This is a genomic window from Geomonas ferrireducens, assembly GCF_004917065.1.
Taxonomy (GTDB): Bacteria; Desulfobacterota; Desulfuromonadia; order Geobacterales; family Geobacteraceae; genus Geomonas; species Geomonas ferrireducens.
The window spans coordinates 459,703-481,388 of record NZ_SSYA01000002.1; the positions used below are offsets into that span (position 1 = coordinate 459,703).

General features: G+C 62.5%; 18 protein-coding genes. 13 read left to right on the forward strand and 5 right to left on the reverse strand.

What is annotated here, in order from left to right; translation table 11 throughout:
• Positions 1-19 precede the first annotated feature (19 nt).
• The gene (locus tag E8L22_RS10850) at positions 20-2,515 is read right to left on the reverse strand and encodes a glycogen/starch/alpha-glucan phosphorylase (RefSeq protein WP_136525196.1); all 2,496 of its coding nucleotides are present in this window, start codon (positions 2,513-2,515) and stop codon (positions 20-22) included.
• 138 nt (positions 2,516-2,653) lie between these two features.
• On the opposite strand from E8L22_RS10850, the gene E8L22_RS10855 reads away from it, so the two are divergent.
• From E8L22_RS10855 to E8L22_RS10870, 4 genes are read left to right on the forward strand one after another with little or no spacing between them, the layout of a single operon-like run.
• Positions 2,654-3,520 (forward strand): NAD(+)/NADH kinase, encoded by an 867-nt coding sequence (locus tag E8L22_RS10855; protein ID WP_136525197.1) that lies wholly within the window; start codon positions 2,654-2,656, stop codon positions 3,518-3,520.
• Positions 3,521-5,182, forward strand: a complete 1,662-nt coding sequence (gene recN, locus E8L22_RS10860; protein WP_136525198.1) for a DNA repair protein RecN — start codon at positions 3,521-3,523, stop codon at positions 5,180-5,182.
• Entirely contained in the window at positions 5,179-5,628 is a 450-nt protein-coding gene (locus E8L22_RS10865) for an N-acetyltransferase (RefSeq protein ID WP_129125610.1), read from the forward strand. The genes recN and E8L22_RS10865 overlap by 4 nt, the downstream gene beginning before the upstream one ends.
• A complete protein-coding gene (locus E8L22_RS10870; RefSeq protein WP_136525199.1) occupies positions 5,628-6,968 on the forward strand; it encodes a TldD/PmbA family protein in 1,341 nt (446 codons plus the stop codon). Before E8L22_RS10865 ends, E8L22_RS10870 begins: the two co-directional genes overlap by 1 nt.
• A gap of 56 nt (positions 6,969-7,024) precedes the next feature.
• Here the strand turns inward: E8L22_RS10870 and E8L22_RS10875 are convergent, their stop codons facing one another.
• The 4 genes from E8L22_RS10875 to E8L22_RS10890 all read right to left on the reverse strand — a co-directional run bounded on the left by E8L22_RS10875 (position 7,025) and on the right by E8L22_RS10890 (position 11,523).
• Positions 7,025-7,309 carry an ArsR/SmtB family transcription factor gene (locus tag E8L22_RS10875; protein ID WP_162604587.1) on the reverse strand — a complete coding sequence of 95 codons (285 nt, stop codon included), beginning with the start codon at positions 7,307-7,309 and terminating at the stop codon, positions 7,025-7,027.
• A gap of 62 nt (positions 7,310-7,371) precedes the next feature.
• On the reverse strand, positions 7,372-8,301 hold the full coding sequence (locus E8L22_RS10880; protein WP_246044679.1) for an oligopeptide/dipeptide ABC transporter ATP-binding protein: 930 nt from the start codon (positions 8,299-8,301) through the stop codon (positions 7,372-7,374).
• Between the two features lie 53 nt (positions 8,302-8,354).
• Complete coding sequence (locus E8L22_RS10885; RefSeq protein ID WP_136525200.1) at positions 8,355-9,317, reverse strand: ABC transporter ATP-binding protein; 963 nt, start codon at positions 9,315-9,317, stop codon at positions 8,355-8,357.
• A 91-nt stretch (positions 9,318-9,408) separates the two neighbouring features.
• Positions 9,409-11,523 (reverse strand): GAF and HD-GYP domain-containing protein, encoded by a 2,115-nt coding sequence (locus E8L22_RS10890; RefSeq protein ID WP_136525201.1) that lies wholly within the window; start codon positions 11,521-11,523, stop codon positions 9,409-9,411.
• 366 nt (positions 11,524-11,889) lie between these two features.
• Between E8L22_RS10890 and E8L22_RS10895 the strand changes: the two genes are divergently transcribed.
• From E8L22_RS10895 to E8L22_RS10935, 9 genes are all read left to right on the forward strand, one after another.
• Entirely contained in the window at positions 11,890-12,981 is a 1,092-nt protein-coding gene (locus E8L22_RS10895) for a SpoIID/LytB domain-containing protein (protein WP_246044618.1), read from the forward strand.
• A 1-nt stretch (position 12,982) separates the two neighbouring features.
• A complete protein-coding gene (gene queA, locus E8L22_RS10900; protein ID WP_136525203.1) occupies positions 12,983-14,008 on the forward strand; it encodes a tRNA preQ1(34) S-adenosylmethionine ribosyltransferase-isomerase QueA in 1,026 nt (341 codons plus the stop codon).
• Positions 14,009-14,234: 226 nt separating this feature from the next.
• Positions 14,235-15,359 carry a tRNA guanosine(34) transglycosylase Tgt gene (gene tgt / locus E8L22_RS10905; protein WP_136525204.1) on the forward strand — a complete coding sequence of 375 codons (1,125 nt, stop codon included), beginning with the start codon at positions 14,235-14,237 and terminating at the stop codon, positions 15,357-15,359.
• 32 nt (positions 15,360-15,391) lie between these two features.
• Complete coding sequence (yajC, locus tag E8L22_RS10910; protein WP_136525205.1) at positions 15,392-15,715, forward strand: preprotein translocase subunit YajC; 324 nt, start codon at positions 15,392-15,394, stop codon at positions 15,713-15,715.
• A gap of 36 nt (positions 15,716-15,751) precedes the next feature.
• A complete protein-coding gene (secD, locus tag E8L22_RS10915; RefSeq protein WP_136525206.1) occupies positions 15,752-17,350 on the forward strand; it encodes a protein translocase subunit SecD in 1,599 nt (532 codons plus the stop codon).
• Between the two features lie 14 nt (positions 17,351-17,364).
• A complete protein-coding gene (gene secF / locus E8L22_RS10920) occupies positions 17,365-18,267 on the forward strand; it encodes a protein translocase subunit SecF (RefSeq protein ID WP_136525207.1) in 903 nt (300 codons plus the stop codon).
• A gap of 9 nt (positions 18,268-18,276) precedes the next feature.
• Entirely contained in the window at positions 18,277-18,852 is a 576-nt protein-coding gene (locus tag E8L22_RS10925) for a tetratricopeptide repeat protein (RefSeq protein WP_136525208.1), read from the forward strand.
• Positions 18,853-18,967: 115 nt separating this feature from the next.
• The gene (gene recJ, locus E8L22_RS10930; protein ID WP_136525209.1) at positions 18,968-20,686 is read left to right on the forward strand and encodes a single-stranded-DNA-specific exonuclease RecJ; all 1,719 of its coding nucleotides are present in this window, start codon (positions 18,968-18,970) and stop codon (positions 20,684-20,686) included.
• Positions 20,680-21,579: a cation diffusion facilitator family transporter gene (locus E8L22_RS10935; protein ID WP_136525210.1), complete on the forward strand. Its 900-nt coding sequence runs from the start codon at positions 20,680-20,682 to the stop codon at positions 21,577-21,579. Before recJ ends, E8L22_RS10935 begins: the two co-directional genes overlap by 7 nt.
• The last annotated feature ends 107 nt before the right edge of the window (positions 21,580-21,686 follow it).

The window sequence follows — 21,686 nt, forward strand, 5'->3', positions numbered from 1 at the left end:
TGCCGTTGAATAGATCCAATCAGAGCCTCTGTAGTTCCACGGCCCCCGGGCGGATGTCGATCGGTTTGATGCCCCAGATCTCTCTGGCGTACTCGTCGATGGTCCTGTCGCTGGAGAATTTACCCATGCCGGCGCAGTTCAGAATCGCGCGCCGCGCCCACTCGCGCTGGTCCCTGAAAAGCGCGGCCACCTGCTCGTGACAGGCGACGTACGAGGCGTAGTCGGCCAGGAGCATGTAGTGGTCGCCGAGGTCCAGAAGCGAGTCGGTGAGCGGGGTGAAAAGGTCGGGAGCCCACGGGGAGAAGAACCCCGAGGAGATCATGTCGATGACACGTTTCAGTTCCCGGTTGCCGTTGTAGTATTCCCGCGGATTGTAGCCGCGCTCGCGCAGCTGCATCACTTCGGCCGCGGTCATGCCGAAGATGAAGATGTTTTCGCGACCCACCTCTTCCATGATCTCGATGTTGGCGCCATCCAGGGTGCCTATGGTGAGCGCGCCGTTCAGGGCGAACTTCATGTTGCCGGTCCCTGACGCCTCGGTCCCGGCGGTGGAGATCTGTTCGGAGAGGTCGGAGGCGGGGAAGATCTTTTCCGCAAGGGAAACGCCGTAGTTGGCGAGGAACACCACCTTGATCCTGCCCGCCACGTCCGGGTCGTGGTTCACCACCGCGGCTACCGCGTTGATGAGCCTTATGATGAGCTTCGCCGCCGCGTAGGACGGAGCCGCCTTCCCTGCGAAGATGAAGGTACGGGGGGCCACGTCCCGCGCCGGGTCGTCCTTGATGCGGTTGAAAAGTGTGATCACGTGCAGCACGTTCAAAAGCTGGCGCTTGTACTCGTGGATCCTCTTCACCTGCACGTCGAACATCGAGTCGGGGTCGACGTCGATGTCGTTATGCTGCTTGATGTAGCGGCAAAGGTCCTCCTTGTTCCCCCGCTTCACCTGCTGCCAGCGCCCGAGGAACTCCGGGTCCCCCGCGATGGCGCGCAGCTTCTCGAGCTCGAAGAGGTTCTTGGTCCAGCCGTCGCCTATGTACTCGTCGATGAGGGAGGAGAGGGCGGGGTTGGACATCTTGAGCCAGCGTCTCTGCGTGATGCCGTTGGTCTTGTTGTTGAAGCGCTCCGGGTACATCTCGTAGAAGTCGTGGAAGAGCTCGTTTTTCAGGATCTCGGTATGCAGCGCGGCGACGCCGTTCACCGAGTGACTCCCGACGATGGCTAAGTGCGCCATGCGTATCTTCCTCTCCCAGTGCTCCTCCACGATGGACATGCGGGTGAGGCGTTCGGGTTCGCCCGGAAAGCGCGCCTTGATCTCCATCATGAACTGCTCGTTGATCTCGTAGATGATCTGCAGGTGCCTGGGGAGAATCTGCTCGAAGAACCAGACCGGCCACTGCTCCAGCGCCTCGGGGAGGATGGTGTGGTTCGTGTAGGCGAAGGTCTTCGTGGTGATCGCCCACGCCTCGTCCCAATCGATCCCTTCCTCGTCCATGAGAACGCGCATCAGCTCGGGGATGGCGAGGGTGGGGTGGGTGTCGTTCAACTGGATGGCGACCTTGTCGGGAAGCAGCTTCATGTCGCGATGCTTCTTCTTGAAGCGGTACAGGACGTCGTGCACGGTGGCCGAGGCGAGGAAGTACTCCTGCTTGAAGCGGAGCTCCTTTCCCTCGACGACGTTGTCGGCGGGGTAGAGGACCTTGGAGATGGTCTCCGATTGCATCTTCTTTTCTACCGCGCGAATGTAGTTTCCCTCGTTGAAGAACTTCAAGTCGAATTCGCGGCTCGACTTGGCGCTCCAAAGCCTAAGCGTATTCACGCTGTGGGTCTGGTAGCCGGGGATCGGGGTGTCGTAGGCCATGGCCATGACGTCGTCGGTATCGACCCATTCGCGCGCGAGCTTGCCGTTTTTGTCGAAGGTCGAGATGACCCGCCCGTAGAACTTCACCGTGTGCAGGTGCTCCTGCCGGTCGAGCTCCCAGGGGTTTCTGTAGCGCAGCCAGTTGTCCGGGATCTCCACCTGCGCCCCGTCGGCGATGTGCTGCCTGAAGATCCCGTACTCGTAGCGGATGCCGTAGCCGTATGCGGGAATCGACATGGTGGCCATGGAGTCGAGGAAACAGGCGGCAAGCCGTCCGAGGCCGCCGTTGCCGAGCCCCGCGTCCTGCTCCTCGTTGAGGATCAGGTCGAAGTCGTTGCCGAGCGAGGTGATCGCGTCCTTGAAATCGTCCCAGAGGCCCAGGTTGATGAGGCTGTTGGAGAGGGTTCTCCCCATCAGGAATTCCATCGACATGTAATAGACGCGCTTGTTGTCGGAATTGTAATAGGCCTGCTGTGTGTCGAGCCAACGCTCAACAAGATGATCCCTTACGGCATAGGCGAGAGCGTTATACCTGTCATACGGGGTGGCGGAGTATTTGTCCTTTCCCAGTGTGTATTCCAGGTGTTCCAGGAAGGACTTTATGATGAGCATCTGCTCGTCTAGTTCTTCGTTGATACCGATCTGCTCTTCGGTCATGAGTCACCCTGCATCTGCACGTAGTTATTACGGGAAAGGCGTCAACTGGAGCAGCCGCACCGCCCCAGTTTTCCGTTGGACATGATACAACAACTGTGCTAGTAAATCCTAGATTACAGTACAAGTAAAGGGCCAGTGATGAAAAAAATCGCCATTTTCGCCAAAGTGCACGATCCGCGCTGTCTCGGGGTCGCAGAGGAGCTCATCGAGTGGCTTGCTGCCCGGGGCATCACCGCTCAGGTCGAGAAGCACCTCTCCAGGCGTCTCAGGCGCACGACGCTGGCCGAGAGCGCGGAAAGCTCCGACATCGCGCAGGACGCGGATTTCGTCGTGGTTTTGGGCGGCGACGGCACCCTCATCGCGGCGGCCCGGCTCGTGGGGGAGCGCGACGTCCCGATCCTCGCGGTGAACCTCGGGAGCTTAGGTTTTCTCACCGAGATCACCCTGGGCGAGCTTTATCCATCGGTAGAGCGCTGTCTCGCAGGCGACTTCGAGGTGAGCGAACGCATGATGCTCATGGCGAGTGTCGAGCGCGACGGCGAGGTGGTCGAGCTGCATCGCGTGCTGAACGACGTGGTCATCAACAAGGGGGCGCTCGCGAGGATCATCGACATGGAGACCTCGGTGAACGGCCGCTACCTGACCACCTTCAAGGCCGACGGCCTCATCCTGTCCACGCCCACCGGTTCGACCGGCTACTCCCTCTCCGCGAACGGGCCGATCCTGCATCCCGAGCTCGAGTGCATCTCGCTCACCCCGATCTGCCCGCACACCCTGACCAACCGACCGCTCGTCATGGCGGCCGACGCGCACATAGCGATAAAGCTCAAGTACGCCCCCGACGAGTCCGTCTTCCTCACCCTCGACGGGCAGGTCGGCATGAAGCTCGTCTCCGGCGATACGGTCCAGATCACCAAGGCCGCGCACGTGACCCGGCTCATCCAGTCCCGCAGCAAGGACTACTTCGAGGTGCTTCGCACCAAGCTCAAGTGGGGTGAACGGTAAGTGCTCAGAGAACTCCAGATCACCAACCTCGCCATCATCGATAAACTCCACGTGGAATTCAGCCCCGGGCTCAACATCCTGACCGGCGAGACCGGCGCGGGAAAGTCGATCATCATCGACGCGGTGAACCTCATCTTAGGGGGGCGCGGCAGCTCGGACCTGATCCGCTCCGGCGCGAAGGAGGCCTCCGTGGAGGCGGTCTTCGATCTCACCGGGCGGGACGCGCTCCTTAAGTCTCTTGCCGCGGCGGGGATCGAGTGTGACGGCGAGCTCCTCGTGAGGCGCTCGGTGGCGCCCGGCGGCAAGAACCGTGTCTTCATCGGCGGCGGGCTCGCCACTACGGCCCTTCTTGCCGAGGTCTGCCGCAGCCTCATAAACATCTACGGCCAGCACGACGCCCAGACCCTCTTGAAGACCGACCAGCACCTGCTTCTTCTGGACGGCTTCGCGGGGAGCCTCCCCCTGCGCCATGAGTTCGCCGCCCGCTTCGAGGAGTACCAGGGAGCGAGGCAGGAGTTGAAGGCGCTCGAGGAGGGGGAGCGTGAGGCGGCGCGGCGCCTGGATCTCATCGCCTTTCAAAGCGGCGAGATCGCCGACGCGAAGCTCGTTTCCGGCGAAGAGGAGGAGCTTTCCGAGGAGCGCGTGCGTCTTGCCCACAGCGGCAGGCTCATGGAGGTCTCCCAGGGCGCCTTCGATCAGCTCTACGGCGGCGACGCCACCATCCTCGGCGGGCTCACCGGCGTCATCCAGGGGGTGGTGGAGGCAGGGCGCATCGACCCGGCCCTGACGCCGGTCGCCCAGGCACTGGAAACGGCCTACGCCCAACTCGAGGATGCCGCGCTTTCCCTGCGCGACTACGCCGCGCGCATCGATTCCGACCCGGCGCGCCTCGAGGAGCTCGAGGACCGGCTCGACCTCATCAACCGGCTCAAGAAGAAGTACGGCGCCACGGTGGAGGAGATCCTCGCCTACCAGGCCGAGATCGACGCGGAACTCGCCGCCCTCACCAACCGGGGCGAGACCCGCGAGGGGCTGCAGGCGCGCATCAGCGATCTCGAGGGGGAACTGGCGGCGCTCGGGAAAAAGCTTACCGGCGCGCGCGAGGCGGGAGCGGTACGGCTCAAGGAGGGGATGGAGCGCGAACTCTCCGAGCTCGCCATGAAACATGCCGTCTTTGAGACCTCCTTCGAGAAAAGCGCGGAACCCAGGTCCTTCGGCTTCGAGCGGGCCGAGTTCCTCTTCTCCCCGAACCCGGGCGAGCCGGCCAGGCCGATCGTGAAGGTCGCCTCGGGGGGCGAACTCTCACGCCTCATGCTCGCGCTCAAACAGCTCCACCCCGACTCCGAGGTGCCGACCCTGATCTTCGACGAGGTGGATACCGGCATAGGCGGGGCGACCTCGGCGCTCGTAGGTGAAAAACTGAAGCGCGTGGCGCGCGAACAGCAGGTGCTTGCCATCACCCATCTCCCGCAGGTGGCCGCCTTCGCGGACCAGCACCTGAAGGTGGAGAAGGGTGTGGAGCACGGTAGGACCGCCACCAGCGTCCAACTCCTGGAAGGAGAGGAACGGGTGGCCGAGGTGGCGCGCATGCTTTCAGGCGCGCGCGTCACCGACAAGACCCTGGAACACGCCAGGGAGATGATTCAGGAGGCGGCAAGATGATCAGAAAGGCCAGAATCGGCGACGTAAAGGACATTCAGAAACTGTTGACCAACTTCGCGAGCCGCGGAGAGATGCTCTCTCGCTCGCTTTCCGAGCTATACGAGGCGCTGCGCGACTTCTACGTTTTCGAGGAGGACGGGCAACTGCTAGGTACCTCGGCGCTGCACATCGTCTGGGAAGACCTGGCAGAAGTGCGCTCCGTGGCGGTTGCCGAAAGCGTCGGACGCCGCGGCATCGGGAGCCAGGTGGTGGGCGCCTGCATCGACGAGGCGAGATCGCTCGGTTTGAAGCGCCTCTTCTGCCTCACCTACAAGCCCGATTTCTTCGCAAAGTTCGGCTTCAAGGTGGCCGACAAGTCCGAGCTCCCGCACAAGGTGTGGGGTGACTGCATCAAGTGCGTGAAGTTCCCGGACTGCGACGAGATCGCCATGATACTGGAGCTTTGATGGAACTCACCCGGCATGCAGAGACGGTGGAGCGCCTGATCGGGGCGCGGCGCATCGACGGTTGGGAGATCGCGCTCTACGCCTCGCGGGATCTCGCCATCGAGGTGAAAGAGGGGAAGGTGGACGCCTTCCGCTGCGCCGAACCCTTCGGTGTGGCGGTCCGGCTCCTCGTCGGAGAGGGTCTCGGCTTCTCCTTCTCCACCACGATGGACCCCGCAGCACTCGAGCGGATGGTGGACGCGGCCCTGGTCGCCGCCCGCATGCAGAGCCCGGACTCGTGGTACACCCTTCCCGGACCCGCCGCATCCTACCCCGAACTCCCCTGGCTCTACGATCCCGCACTCCCGGCTCTTGACGAGGAGGTGAAGATCGGCCGCGCCCTCGAGCTCGAACGCCTGGTGCGCGCCTACGATCCGCGCGTGAAAAGGGTCAGAAAGTGCAGCTACGGCGAGTCGGTCTACCATACCCTGGTCCGGAACTCGCACGGCCTGAATGCAACCACGATGGGGAGCTACAACAGTTGCAGCGTTTCCGCCGTGGCCGAGGCCGACGGTGATGCCCAGACCGGCTGGGATTTCGCCTTTGCCCCGAGCTTTGCCGCCATCGACCCGGAAAAGGTCGCCGCCGGTGCCGGCCGCAAGGCGACGGCGCTTCTGGGCGCACGCAGCATGCCCACCATGCGCTGCCAGGTCGTGCTCGACAACCGCGTGGCGGCCGACCTCCTCGACGTCCTCACCACCTCGTTTCTCGCCGAGAGCGTGCACAAGGGTAAGTCGCTCCTCGCCGGCAGGGTAGGTGAGCGCATCTTCTCCGAACTGGTCTCGGTGCGCGACAACGGGGTCCTCGAGGGAGGGGTGGGGAGTGCCCCCTGCGACGGCGAAGGGGTGCCGCAGCAGGATACGCCCCTCGTCACCGCAGGCGTGCTCCAGGGGTACCTCTACGACAGTTACTGGGCGAAGCGCCTTGGCGCTGCGTCCACCGGGAACGCGCAGCGCGGCACCATCAAGAGCCCCCCCCGGTTAGGCGCGAACAACCTTTTCATCGAGCCCGGAACTGCGGACGCAGGCGCGCTTGTCGGCGGCGTGGCCAAGGGTGTGTTCATCACGGACGTGATGGGGATACATACGGCAAACCCCATTACCGGCGACTTCTCGGTGGGGGCCTCAGGGTTCTATGTGGAAGATGGGGAATTGCGGTATCCGGTGAAGGGGCTCGCCCTGGCAGGAAACCTTTTGGAACTCTTCAGGAAGGTGGATATGGTCGGCAGCGACCTGCGCTTCTTCGGTTCAACCGGCGCGCCGTCGCTCAGGATTGCGGAACTGGACGTGAGCGGCACATAAGGCCGCACCCCCGAGAGGGTGCGGCACAAAAGCCTGTTGCCGCCTAAATGCTTCTTTTACGGTTCGGCGTGCAGGATCTCGATCAGCCTGCGCACGAACGGGCTCACCACAGCGTAGTGCACCTCGACCCCGTCGCGGGTCCCCTCGATGATCCCCTTGTTCTTCAAAAGCGCCAGGTGCTGCGACACGGTCGCCTGAGGCAATGCGAGGCACTCCCAGATGTGCTTCACGTTGCATTCCTGGGCGCAAAGCCCCGCAACTATTTTCAGGCGGATCGGGTGCCCGAGCACCTTCAGCATTTCCGCTTCTTTCCCGTAATCCTTCGTCTTGTCAAATGCCAAGTTGGTATCCTCCGTCTGTGCTAGAAAACAATCTATATATGCTAATTGGACTTGTCAACGAATTACTTGCTGCCGCCTAGGTAGATCTCCTCAGAGAAATGACAGGCGGCTTTTTGTCCCGGCACCTTCTCTTCGAGCTCGGGGCGCTTCCGGCTGCACACCTCCTGCGCGTACGGGCAGCGCGGGTGGAAGGGGCAGCCGCTCGGGGGCGACACCGGGGAGGGGAGCTCCCCCTTGGCGATCACGTGCTTTCTGCGCCTGTTCGGATCGATGCTCGGGATGGCGGAGAGCAACGTCTCGGTGTAAGGGTGCAGGGGGCGCGAGAGCACCGCGTCGCGGCTTCCGGTTTCCACGATCCTACCTAAGTACATCACCGCCACCCGGTCGCTCATGTGCCGAAGCACCGAGAGGTCGTGGGTGATGAAGAGGAAGGAGAGCCCGAGGTCCTTTTTCACCTCCTGGAGCAGGTTGATGATCTGCGCCTGGATCGAGAGGTCGAGCGCGGAAACCGGTTCGTCCGCGATCACGAGCTTGGGGGCGACGGCGAGGGCGCGGGCGATCCCGATCCTCTGGCGCTGCCCGCCGGAAAACTCGTGGGGAAAGCGCATCATCTGTTCGGGAGAAAGCCCCACCCGTTGTAAAAGCTCCGCGACCCGTTCGCGCCGCTCGGACGCGTTACCGATGCCGTGGATCGCGAGCGGCTCCCCGACGATCTCGGCGACCCGCATGCGTGGGTTCAGCGAGGAGAAGGGGTCCTGGAAGACCATCTGCACCTCGCTGCGGTACCGGGTGAGCTCCTCCTTCGACATTGCGGCGAGCTCGCGACCCAGGTAGCGGATGCTCCCGGAGGTCGGCGCGGTGAGCCCCGTCAGCAGCCTCGCCATGGTCGATTTGCCGCAGCCGGACTCGCCGGCAAGACCCAGGGTCTCCCCCGGGTAGAGCTCCAGGTCCACCCCTGCGACGGCGGTGAGCGTCCTTTTCGGGGCGAACATCCCTCCGCGTACCGGGAACTCTTTCACAAGGTTTTCGGCGGTCAGTATGGGGGTCACGATACCTTCCTGCAGCGCACGAGATGTCCCGGCGCCACCTCCCGCATTTCGATGTTCGCTTTGCCGCACTCCGCGTCGCCGATCGGGCAGCGCTCCCTGAAGGGGCAGCCGATGAAGTCGCTTTTCAGGTCGGGCACGCCCCCGGCGAAGGTGGCGAGCTTTTCCCCGGGGGTACCGAACTCCGGGAGCGAGGCGAGGAGCCCTTTCGTGTACGGGTGCAGCGGGTTTGCGAAGAGTTCGGAGGTGGCGGCGCTCTCGACGATCTCGCCGGCATACATGATGGCGGTTTTATGGGCGCGCTCGGCCACGATCCCCAGGTTGTGCGTGATCAGGACGAGCCCCATCCGGTTTTGCGCCATGAGCCGGTCCAAAAGCTCGAGGATCTGGGCCTGGATGGTGACGTCGAGGGCGGTGGTCGGCTCGTCGGCAATGACGAGCTCAGGCCCGCAGGCAAGCGCCATGGCGATCATCACGCGCTGGCGCATGCCGCCCGAGAGCTGGTGCGGGTAGTCCCTTATGCGCTCTATAGCCGCCGGGATCCCCACCTGGGTGAGCAGGTCGACCGCTTCGCGCTCGGCGGCAGCCGCCGAGAGGCCGCGGTGGATGCGCAGTCCCTCCGCCACCTGATAGCCGACGGTGAAGACCGGGTTCAGCGAGGTCATCGGGTCCTGGAACACCATGGCGATCCGGTTGCCGCGGATCTCGCGCATCCCCTCTTCGGAGAGCTCGAGGAGCTCCTTCCCCTTGAAACGGATCGACCCGGCGACGATCTTTCCCGGAGGAGGAACCAGTCGCAGCACCGAGGCGGCCGTGATGCTCTTGCCGCAGCCCGATTCGCCGACGAGCGCCAGGGTTTCCCCCGCCTCCACGGCGAGATCAACGCCGCGCACCGCTTTTACCGTGCCGCCCTTCACGCGGAACTCGGTACGCAGTCCTGTTATTTCGAGAAGTACCGGCACGGGGCTCTCCGGGTCATTTGGGGTACAAAAATGGCGCGAACCGGCTCTGCGGGCCGCGCTGCGAAAAGTTTACCTTATACCATTATCCGGATTACTGGGCAATACAGGAGTGCGGCGCGTTGCTACTTGATTTCTGCGAGGCCGGCACCACGTGCAGACCCTGTTGCTCCTCGCGGTGCGGCAGGAAGTTCGGCGTCTTCAACAGCTTGATGAAGATGGGCACGAGCTCGGGGTCGAACTGGGTTCCGGCGTTCTCGGCGAGCTCCTGTATGGCTACCTCGAGCTTCAGTGCCGTTCGGTAGGGGCGGTCCGAGGTCATGGCGTCGAAGCTGTCGGCGATGGCGAGGATTCTTGACTCTAGGAGCAGCTCCTGGCCGGTGAGGCGGTTTGGGTACCCTTTGCCGTCGTAGCGCTCGTGGTGCTGCCCGATGCAAAGGCGGACGTCGTGTAAGAACTCGATCGGCTCCAGGATCTTCATCCCTATGCTCGGGTGCTGCTGCAACTCCGCGACGTCCTCGCTGGTGAGGGCATCCTCCTTGTGCAAAAGCGAGAGGTCGATGCCGATCTTGCCGATGTCGTGCAGGATCGCGGCGCGCTCGATCACCTTGAGGCGGTTGGCCGGGAGCTCGAGCTTGCGGGCGAGCGCCAAGGAGAAGCGGGTGACGCGCTCGGAGTGCCCCCTGGTGTAGCTGTCGGAGGCCTCGATGGCGGAGACGAGCGCCTGGATCGTGTTCAGGTAGGTTTTTTGCTGCTCGTCGTAGAGCATCGCGTTCTTCATGGCGATGGAGGCCTGGGCGGCTATGGTGGAGAGGAGCTCCAGCTCCTCGTGGTTGTAGACCGTGTTGTTCAGCTTGTTGACTACGGTGAGGGTGCCGATGATCTCGTCCTTCACCATGAGCGGCGCGCAGATCAGGGTCTTTCTCTCGAAGCCGAGCGGGCTCACCCGGTCGAACTCAGGCGTCAGGGCGATGTCGGTGATGAGCAGCGGCTTGCTGTTCTGGATCACCCAGCTGGAAACGCTGGAGGGTTTCATCGGGACGCGCAGGTATTGCGAGTTCGGGTCGCGGTAACCGATCAGGTTGGTGATGCGCAGTTCACCGTGCTCGGCGTCGTACAGCACGATGTAGCCGACCTGGGCCTGGAGCGTGTCCATGGTGGTCTTCACCACGAGCTGGTAGAGGTCCTCGACTTCGATGGTGGAATTGATGGCGAGACCTAAGCGGTTCAGGGTGGAGAGCTTGGCGACCGCCTTCTCGAGGTTGGTGTTCTTGTCCTCGAGCTCCCCGGCGAGGTCGGCGATCTTGTAGTTCGCCTCCTCGATCTCCTCGATGCGCTCCTCGAGGGTGATGTTCAGGTTTTCGATCTCGCGGATCTGTTCCTCGAGCCTGCCGTTCATCTGGTGCGTCTCTCGGTGGTGTTCCAGCTTCTCCTGGGCACGGGCGAGTTCCCTCTCATGGTTTACCGTCGCCTCCATGAGGTTCGCAATGGTGCCGACCATGTGGTTGAAGCTGTTGCCGAGGGTGTACATCTCGTGGCTCGAGGTGAGGCTGATCTCCTGGTCGAACTCGCCGTGCTCCACCTTCTCCATGGACCGGACCAGCTTGCGTATCGGGCGCTCCACGTAGATGACGAGGAATACGAATATGGTTGCCACGGTAAGGAGCACCAGCATGATCGCGGAGACCACGGCTATGTTGCGCTCCCGGGTGATGAACCCGTTCATGTAGCCCAGCGACAGCTTGATCTCGAGCAGACCGAGCGTCTCCTTGCTTGCCGGGTGGCATTTATAACACTGGGGGGCGTTGAAGATGCGCGCGTAGGAGAGGAAGACCCCGTCCTCGGGGAGTACCGAGAGGTTTCTGGTCGGTAGTTGCTGCCGGCCGAGCTCGGGGAGCGTGCTGCCGATCTCCTCGCGGTCGGCGGAGTTGAGGATCTTCCCCGACTCGTTGACGATCCTGATGGAGTTCACGAACTCGCGGGACTTGATCCGCGCGAAGATGGCGGCGACCTCGTCGGAACGGCCGGAGAGCATGGCGTTGGCAACGGAACTCTTTATCGTCTCAATGAGTACCGAGGTGTTGCGGTTCGCAATCTCGTGCAGCATTTCCTTCTGCTGCCGGTAGTTCTGATAGGCCACCGTAGAGATAATGACCACAAGTATGACAGTGATCAGGGCCAGTATCTTGATTTTAAGGGAGTTGCACATACGGTTCCGTACTTATAGGTGTGCGGCAAATCACGCAAAAACGCTAGGCCACACAGCGATATAGCCTTTTTTTCAACTTCTGGCAACAGTTTATTTAGTATAGGCGGCGCCGCGACGACGGCCCCAAACCGATTGAGTTCGGCACCTTAGCGCGAGATGGGGGAGGGGACCCCTCCCTGCCGCGACGGTGTCGTCATACATTTAATGAGAATGACAGCAAAACGCTTGCCAATTACGCCCCCTGCGACCAAGCATTAGAACGACAAAATTATTGACTTTGTCGGCTGTTCCATGGTTTATATCTAGGGCTTTTCAGGCTCGCGCCAAACCCATGTGTAAACGGAATTGATGAGTTTCTTCAGGACGTTGATCATAGTTGTCATCTGCCTCGCCGCCGGAGCGAGTGCCGCCGCGACGAGACCCGAGATGGTTCGGGTCGCTCTCTTGAGAGGGGCGGAAACGGTCCGCATCGACGGCGACGGCGTGCTCCTTACCGACGGCAGCGGCGAGCCGCTCCGGGTCGATATGCCCCTTGAGGTGAAGAGGTCGGGAAGTGCGGTAACCGTGAACGGCAGGACCGTGAACCGGCTGGTCGCCTCGGCTTTTTCCCGCGTCACCGTGAACGGCAAAGGGTACCGTGCCCTCATCGAGGTCACCCCGGGAGACAAGGGGCTCCTCGTCGTGAACGAGCTGCCGCTCGAGGAATACCTGATCGGGCTCATCAACTGCGAGATCAGCTCCGCCTGGCCCATCGAGGCGATCAAGGCGCAGGCGGTCATCGCTCGTTCCTACGCCATGTACCAGATCCAGGCCCGCCGAGGCGCCGCGTACCAGCTCGAGTCGAGCGTGATGGACCAGGTCTACGACGGCGCCGATGCCGAGGACGGCCGCGCCGCCTACGGGGTGCGCGAGACTGCCGGCCAGGTCCTGACCTATGACGGCAAGATCATCCAGGCCTTCTACCATTCCAACTGCGCCGGGCACACCGAGTCCTCCCGCAACGTCTGGGGACTCTCCATCCCGTACCTCCAGGGCGTCCCCTGCCGCTACTGCAGCGAGTCCAACCCCATCAAGTGGGATGTGAACCTCACCATGCGCAAGGTGGAGAGCGCGCTCAGGTCGGCCGGGTATCCGGTCTCCGGGCTCAAAGAGCTCCGTGTGCGCGGGCGCAACCAAAGCGGCAGAGTGCAGGACGTGGTTGCCGAGTGTGCCCGCGGGTCGGTCACCGTTCCGGGCGTCGCCTTCAGAAAGGCGCTAGGCTACGGCGTCGTTAAGAGCACCAACTTCGAACTGCGCATGAAAGGTGACGGGCTCCAGGTGGCCGGCACCGGCTCCGGGCACGGGGTCGGCCTTTGTCAGTGGGGCGCCAAGGGGCGCGCCAACGAGGGGTTCGCCTACCGGGAGATCCTGACCTACTACTACCCCGGGGTGAAGCTTGCCGAGGGGTACGGTCGATAACATGCGTCTTTCCGATTTCGACTACGAACTCCCGCCGGAGCTGATCGCGCAGCACCCGGCAAGCCGCAGGGACGCCTCGAGGCTTTTGACCCTGGATCGCGCAAGCGGGGCGGTCGCCGAGACCACCATCGCCTCCATCGCCGGAGAGTTCCGGGCGGGCGACCTGCTGATTTTGAACGACACCCGCGTGATCCCGGCACGGCTCAAAGGGCAGAAGGAGACTGGCGGCGCGGTCGAGGTTTTCCTGGTGCGCCGTCTCCCCGGCGCGGCCGAGATCTGGAGCTGCCTCATCAAGGCCTCCCGCTCCCCCGGCAAGGGGACCCGGATCCTCCTTCCCGGCGGCGTCAACGCGACCGTGGTGTCGCGCGAGGACGGGGAGTGGCAGGTCCTCTTCGAGGGGGCGGCCGACTTCATGAGCTGGGTGGAGGGGGCCGGGAGCATGCCGCTTCCACCTTACATCAAGCGGCAGCCCGAGGGGGAGGACCTGGAGCGTTACCAGACCGTGTTCGCCCGCGAGAAGGGGGCCGTCGCCGCCCCGACCGCCGGGCTGCACTTCACTCCGGAGCTTCTGGACGAGATACGGAGCCGGGGCGTTCAGATCGCGCCGCTCACCCTGCATGTGGGGCTTGGGACCTTCATGCCGGTGCGGGTGGAGGAACTCTCCGAGCACACCATGCACCGGGAGAGGTATCGGATCCCCGAGGAGACCGCCGCCGCCATCCGCAGGACCAAGGAGGCGGGGGGGAGGGTGATCGCCCTCGGAACCACGTCGCTGCGGGCTTTGGAGCATGCCGCGTCCTCCGGGGAACTCGTGGCCGGGGAGCGCGAGGCGGACATCTTCATCCTTCCCGGGTACCGCTTCCGGGTGGTCGACGCACTGATAACTAATTTTCATCTCCCCAAATCGACACTATTTATGTTAGTGTGCGCATTCGCCGGGAAGGAGACCATGCTGCACGCCTACGGCGAGGCGGTGAAGCGGCGTTTCAGGTTCTTCAGCTACGGCGACGCGATGTTCATCTCCTGATGCCGGAGGGGGAGGGTGTGACGCCCCCGAAATGGAAGCGGGTGACACCGCGGACGCAGGGCGATTGCACGGAAAAGAGACGTGGGGCCTGGGCTCCCCCCTTTGCGCAGGGGGGCGGGGGGGATTTGCCTCTGCCAACCCCGGCTAAATCCCCCTAAATCCCCCTTCGCAAAGGGGGACTTAAAAACCGAGACGGTTTCACAGAATTTAATGACGGGAAGAGTTATTGGCAGCCATATCGTTTGAACTCATCAAGAAGGACCCGGGCTGCTCGGCCCGGCTCGGCTCTCTGACAACAACGCACGGCAGGATCGAGACCCCGATCTTCATGCCGGTCGGCACGCAGGCGACGGTGAAGGCGATGACCCCGGAGGAACTGGTCGAGGTCGGCTCCCAGATCATCCTGGCGAACACCTACCACCTCTACCTGCGTCCCGGGCACGAGCTGATCGGGCGCCTGGGCGGCCTGCACCGCTTCATGCACTGGGACCGTCCCATGCTGACCGACTCCGGCGGCTTCCAGGTCTTCTCCCTCGGCGAACTGAGAAAGATCTCGGAGGAGGGGGTGAAGTTTCGCTCCCACATCGACGGCTCGCGCCACTTCATCTCTCCCGAGGTCTCCATCGCGATCCAGGAGGCGCTCGGCGCCGACATCGCCATGTGCTTCGACGAGTGTCCGCCGTACCCGGCGGAGCGCCGATACGTGGAAAAATCGCTCGAGCTCACCACGCGCTGGGCCAGGCGCTGCAAGGACGCCCACAAACGCGAGGACCAGGCCCTTTTCGGCATCGTCCAGGGGGGGATGCACGGGGACTTGAGGCGCGAGAGCGCGAAACAGATCACCGACATAGGTTTCGACGGCTATGCGCTCGGCGGCCTCTCCGTAGGCGAGGAAAAGGAAGTGATGCACGGCATGATGCAGGAGTGCAGCGACATCCTTCCTGAAAACGCGCCGCGCTACATCATGGGGATCGGCGCCCCGGAAGACCTCGTCGAGGCGGTCTACAACGGCTTCGACATGTTCGACTGCGTCATGCCCACGAGAAACGCGCGTAACGGTGCGCTTTTCACGAGCTTCGGCAGGATCAACATCAAGGGGGCGCAGTTCGCCGAGGACCAGGGACCGATCGATCCCCTTTGCGACTGTTACGTCTGCCGCAACTACAGCAGGGCCTATCTCCGGCATCTGTACCGCAGCCAGGAGATCCTCGCCTCGCGGTTGAACAGCTGGCACAACCTGCACTTCTTCCTGAACCTGATGAAACAGGTACGGGAGGCGATCGGCAAAGGCGAGTTCGTGCAGTTCAGGAAAGATTTCTATGCGGCAAGAAGCGCCGCTTTGCACCAGTGAAAGAGTAAGAAAACAATCCAGGAGGTAACTAAATGTTAGGTTTGGCGTTTGCGATGGCTGCTCCCCCCCAGGGTGCTGCTGCGGGCGGAGGTATGATGGCCCAGTTCCAGGGGGTGATCCCGCTGGTATTCATGTTCGCCATCTTCTACTTCCTGCTCATCAGGCCGCAGCAGAAAAAGGCCAAGGAGCACAGGGCGCTTTTGGACGCGCTCAAGAAAGGCGATCAGGTCGTAACTGCCGGCGGCATGCACGGCAAGGTGACCGCACTGGACGACCAGGTGGTGACCCTCGAGATCGCTCCCGGCGTCAACGTCAGGATCAACAAGGGGTATATTGCGTCTGTGAAGCAGGACTAATGCATTGATCCAATTTTTCCGAAAGGAGCTTTTCCCATGAAGGGTTATACCTGGCGCATTTCTCTCATCCTTATTTTCATCATCGCCTCGTGCGTCTACCTGACGCCGACGCTGGTCGACACGCTCCCCACGTGGTGGAGCGGTCTGCTCCCCAAGGACAAGATCCACTTAGGTCTTGACCTGCAGGGGGGTACCCACCTCGTCATGGAGGTTGAGACCCAGAAGGCCGTCGAAGGCTCCCTCGAGCTGATCGCAACCGACCTTGAGGACTCTCTCAACTCCCAGAACCTCCGCTTCAAGAGGGTGGCCCGTCTTGGCGGCGACAAGGTGCAGCTCACCCTTTACGACCGCGGTTCCGCCGACAAGGTGCAGGCCATGGTCAAGAAGAAGTACCCCGACCTCGAAGCCCTTCCGGTGTTCGACGAGGGTGGCTTCGTCAACATGCAGCTGCGCATCAACGAGAAGGAAGCCCAGGTCAGGAAGGACCGCGCCGTGGCGCAGGCCCTGGAGACCATCCGCAACAGGATTGACCAGTTCGGCGTTTCCGAACCGGTGATCCAGCGTGAGGGGCTCAACCACATCGTCGTGCAGCTCCCGGGCATCAAGGATCCGAAGCGCGCCATCGAGCTGATCGGCAAGACCGCCCGTCTCGAGTTCAAGCTGGTCGATGAGTCCGTTAACGCGGCAACCGCGACCGCAAGCTCGGTCCCCGAGGACGACGAGCTCCTCTACGAGAAGAGAACCGATCCCGCCACCGGCGCGGTCAGCGAGACGCCGCTTGTCGTGAAGAAGAAAGCCATGATCACCGGCGAGCTTCTGACCGACGCCCAGATCAGGATCGATTCCCAGTACAACCAGCCTTACGTCGCCATCGAGTTCAACTCGACGGGCGCGCGTCTGTTCGACCAGGTGACCGCGGCCAACGTCGGCAAGCGCTTCGCCATCGTGCTCGACAGCAACATCTACTCCGCTCCGGTGATCCGCGAGAGGATCTCCGGCGGTTCCGCCCAGATCTCCGGCTCCTTCACCGAGAAGGACGCCGCCGACCTCGCCATCGTGCTGCGCGCCGGTTCGCTTCCCGCACCGGTCAAGATCCTGCAGAACATCACCGTCGGTCCTTCCCTCGGGCGCGACTCGATCCACAAGGGTCTCATGGCAGGCCTCATCGGCGTACTTCTCGTCGTGAGCTTCATGGCGATGTACTACAAGATCTCCGGCATGGTGGCGAACTTCGGGATGGTGCTGAACATCCTCTTCCTGATGGGCGCGCTCTCGGCCCTTGGCGCCACCCTGACCCTGCCGGGCATCGCTGCTATCGTTCTCCTGGTCGGTATGTCGGTCGACTCCAACGTCCTCATCTTCGAGAGGATCAGGGAGGAGCTGCGGCTCGGCAAGACGCCGCACGCAGCCCTCGACGCAGGCTACGACAAGGCGTTTCTCACCATCATGGACTCGCACGTGACCGCCCTCATCACCGCGGCGGTGCTGTTCCAGTTCGGCACCGGTCCGGTCAAGGGTTTCGCCGTCTCCCTGAGCCTCGGTATCATCATCAACCTGTTCACGTCGCTTGTTTCCACCAAGGTGATCTTTGACGCCTTCCTGGAACGCGTCCACGTGAAGAGACTCAGCATATAAGGAGGGGGACGAACATGGAACTGATCAAGAAGACCAACATAGACTTCATCGGCATGAGGAAGTTCTCCTTCCTCGCCTCCGGCATCATGGCCATCATCGGCATTCTCGGCATCATCGCCATCGCCCGCGGGACCGCCAACATGGGGATCGATTTCTCCGGCGGCACCTCGATGCAGATCAAGTTCGCCCAGCCTGCCAACAGCCAGGCCGTGCGTGACGCGCTCGGCAAGGCCGGCATCAAGGAAGTGGAGCTGCAGGAAGTAACCGGCGGCAACCAGATCCTCATCAAGATGCACAAGTCGACCGGCAAGTCCGCCGACGCGGTTTCCGACGCGCTGAAAGCAGGCATCCCCGGAAACAGCTTCACCGTTGAAAGCTCCACCGAGATCGGCCCGTCCATCGGGGAGAAGCTCAAGCAGGACACCCTCGTAGCCGTGGCGCTCTCCATGCTCGGGATCATCATCTACATCGCCTGGCGCTTCGACTTCAAGTTCGGCGTGGGCGCGGTCGTCGCCACCATGCACGACGTCCTGGCCATGATCGCCGTGTTCTACGTGCTGCACCGCGAGGTCAACATCCTCTTCATCACCGCGGTGCTCACCATCGCCGGTTACTCGCTCACCGATACCGTCGTCGTCTTCGACCGTATCCGCGAGAACATGCACAAGAGTCTCAAGGACCCGATGCTCATCATCTTCAACCGCAGCATCAACGAGACCCTTTCCCGTACCATCATCACCTCGGTGACCACCTTCCTTGCTGCCGTTTCTCTCTTCCTCTTCGGTGGCGAGGTGATCCACGATTTCGCCTTCGCGCTGGTCGTGGGGGTCGTGGTGGCCACCTATTCTTCCATCTTCGTGGCGAGCCCCATCGTCGCGGTTTGGGAAAAGAAAGCGGTAGAGGTTGAGGCCGCCTAAGGAGGTGCCGTGAACAGGGAAAACGTACTCACCATCGTGGTGGCGTTGATCGTGGGGCTTCTCGGCGGGTACCTGATCTTCAGCATCGCCGGGCACAACAAGGCGCCTCAGCAGGAGATGTCGGTCCCGCAGGGCGCCGGTTCTCCGACCGACTACCAGCGCCGCATCATCGAAGCGGAGAAGATCGTTGCCAAGGATCCGGACAACCTTCAGGCGTGGATCCAACTCGGAAACGACTACTTCGACACCGATCAGCCCCAGAAGGCGGTGAACGCCTACGGCAAGGCCCTGGAACTGGATCCGAAAAACCTGAACGTGATGACGGACCAGGGGATCATGTACCGAAAGATCGGCTGGTATGACAAGGCGATCGCCAACTTCGAGAAGGCGCAGACCATCGATCCCAAGCACCTGCAGAGCCTCTATAACCTCGGCGTGGTGTATTGGCAGGACCTGAAGCAGCCGGAAAAGGCCAAAGAGGTGTGGATGAAGTACCTGCAGTTCGACTCCACGAGCCCGACGGCGCAGCAGATCCAGAGCGATCTGAGCACCATGGGGAACATGCCCCCAAGTTTCAAAAAGTAGAAGAAAAACCCGCTTCGGCGGGTTTTTTTTTGCCCGGTGCCGCACCACATTAGTTTCGCAGGGGCGCGGCGCTTATGATATTATTGCTCACTGTTTTTCATCGGGGGGAAGGTGAATGAAACCTGTTACGGATAGATGCTGGCGGGCAAGAGAAGCCGATGCCGGGACCATAGCTGAGCTCGCGCGCTGCGGCGTCTCTCCGCTTATCGCCCGCCTTCTTGCGCAGCGCGGCGTCTCGACTCCGGACGACGCCGAGGCGTACCTTAACCCGGTCCTCTCCAAGCTGCACGATCCCATGCTTTTGAAGGGGATGGCGCAGGCGGTGGAGCGGCTGGCGCGTGCCCTCTCCGATAACGAGCGTGTCTGCGTGCACGGTGACTACGACGTGGACGGCGTCACCTCCTCCGCGCTTCTCATCAGCTTTTTCAGGGGCATCGGCCTCGATTGCTTCCCGTACATTCCGAAACGGCTCACCGAAGGGTACGGCCTTTCCCCCCAGGGCGTTGCCGCCGCATCACAGGCGGGCGCCAAGGTGCTCGTCACGGTTGACTGCGGCATCACTGCAGTTGCCGAGGCAGCCCTTTGCCGCGAGGCCGGTATCGACCTGATCGTCACCGATCATCATGCTCCGGCGGCGGAACTGCCCGACGCCTGCGCCATCGTGAACCCGCTGCAGCCGGGGTGCCCGTTCCCCTTCAAATCGTTGGCCGGCGTCGGTGTCGCCTTTCACCTCGTCGTCGCACTGCGCGCGAGGCTGCGCGAGGAAGGGCGCTTCGAGCGCGGCAGCGAGCCGGACTTGAGGGAGTACCTCGACCTGGTGGCCCTTGGCACCATCGCGGACGTGGTGCCGCTTTTGGGGACGAACCGGGTGCTGACGAGCTACGGGCTGAAACAGCTTAGCTCCGGGAGCAGGGTCGGCATAGAAGCGCTCAAGGAGGTGGCGGGGATAACGGGTGACATCGGCTGCGGCGCGGTCGGCTTCCGTCTTGCTCCCCGCATCAACGCGGCGGGGCGACTCGAGGACGCAGCCTTAGGGCTCGAGCTTCTCCTCTGCAGCGATCCCCCGCGCGCCCGCACCATAGCAAAAGAGCTCGACGAGGCGAACGCCGAGCGGCAGGCCCTCGAACGGGCCACCTTCGAGGAGGCGCGCGCCATGCTCGAGCAGGGTGCCTGCCGCGGCAGAAAGAGCATCGTGCTAGGCTCCGAGATGTGGCACCCCGGCGTGATCGGCATCGTCGCCTCCCGCATCGTGGAGATGTTCCACCGTCCCGCCATCCTCTTCGCCTTCGAAGACGGCACCGGGCGGGGCTCCGGGCGAAGCATTTCCCGTTTCCATCTGCTGGACGCCATAAAAAGCTGCGCCGACCACCTGCTGCGCTTCGGCGGACACAGCCATGCCGCAGGCCTCTCCATAGCGCAGGATGAGCTGGAGCGTTTCGCGCTCAGCTTCGATGAAGCCGCCCAGGAGGTCCTCGACGCCGATGCGCTCACGCCGACGCTCGCCTTCGACCTGGAGCTCGAAGCCCTGGCCATCGACCAGGGGCTTGTCAAAGAGCTCGAGCGGCTGAAGCCGTTCGGCATGGGGAACCCGGAACCGCTCTTCGTTCTGAAGAGCGCCGTTGTTGAGGAGAGCCGCGTGCTGAGGGGCGGGCATCTGAAACTGAGGGTAGGGCAGGGTGGGCGCAGTTTCGACGCCATCGCCTTCGGCCTTGCCGAAAAAGGGATCCCGGACGGTCGGGTGGACCTCCTCTTCTCGCCGGCGATCAACGTGTGGAACGGCAGGACCTCGCTCCAGCTCACGGTGAAGGACCTGCGCCCGGAGGGAACATGTTAAGGGGGGAGCGCTTCAACAAGGCGGACCGCGTGATCAGGATCGGCTTCTGGAGTAACGCCGTCCTCATGGTCATGAAGCTTGCCGCCGGGCATTACGGCCATTCCGGCGCCGTGTTCGCCGACGGTATCGAGAGTGCCTGTGATTTCATCGCCATCGGGCTGACCATCATCGCCCTCAAGGTGGGGCGCAAGCCCTGCGACGAGGATCATCCCTACGGACACGGCAAAGTGGAAAGCCTTTCCGCCATCCTCGTTTCCCTGGTGATCTGCGGCACCGGTGCCTGGGTCCTTTACGGGGCCGCCTCCACCGTCAGAGCGGGTAGCTATGAGGCCCCGGCACTCGTCGCCGTGGTCACCGCGGCGGCGACCATCGTGGTCAAGGAGTCCTTGTACCGCTATTCCATCAGGGTGGGGGGGAGCCTCGGCAGCCCGGCGCTGCTCGCCATCGCCAAGGATCACAGAAAGGACGCCGTCACATCCATCGCCACCCTGATCGGCGTCGGCGGCGCCTATATGGGCTTCGGCATCATGGACCCGATCGCCGCAGGCGTCACCTCGATTTTCATCTTCCACATCGGCATCCACACCTTCCGCACCTCGGCGCACGAGCTCATGGACGGCCAGCCCGAACAGGAGATCCTCGACGCCATCTCGCGCCTGGCCGGATCGGTCGAGGGGGTGGACCAGGTGCACGAGATAAGGGCCCGCCACTCAGGACAGTACCTCATAGTAGACTTAAAGCTCGACATGCCCCCCGACATGACGGTCAAGCACTCTCACGACATCGCGACCGAGGTCAAAAAACGCATCTTCGACCACTTCAACAACGTGGGGGACGTCATGATCCACATCAACCCTTCCGACGAGCCACACGAGGATCTCATCCGGCTGTGACTTTTCCTTTACACCCACCTTTTCGGTCGGCTTTTGTCACAACTCTCTTGACAGATACTCATGTTAGGTAGTATTAGGATCAGTCGATTGCAGTGAATACAATGTTA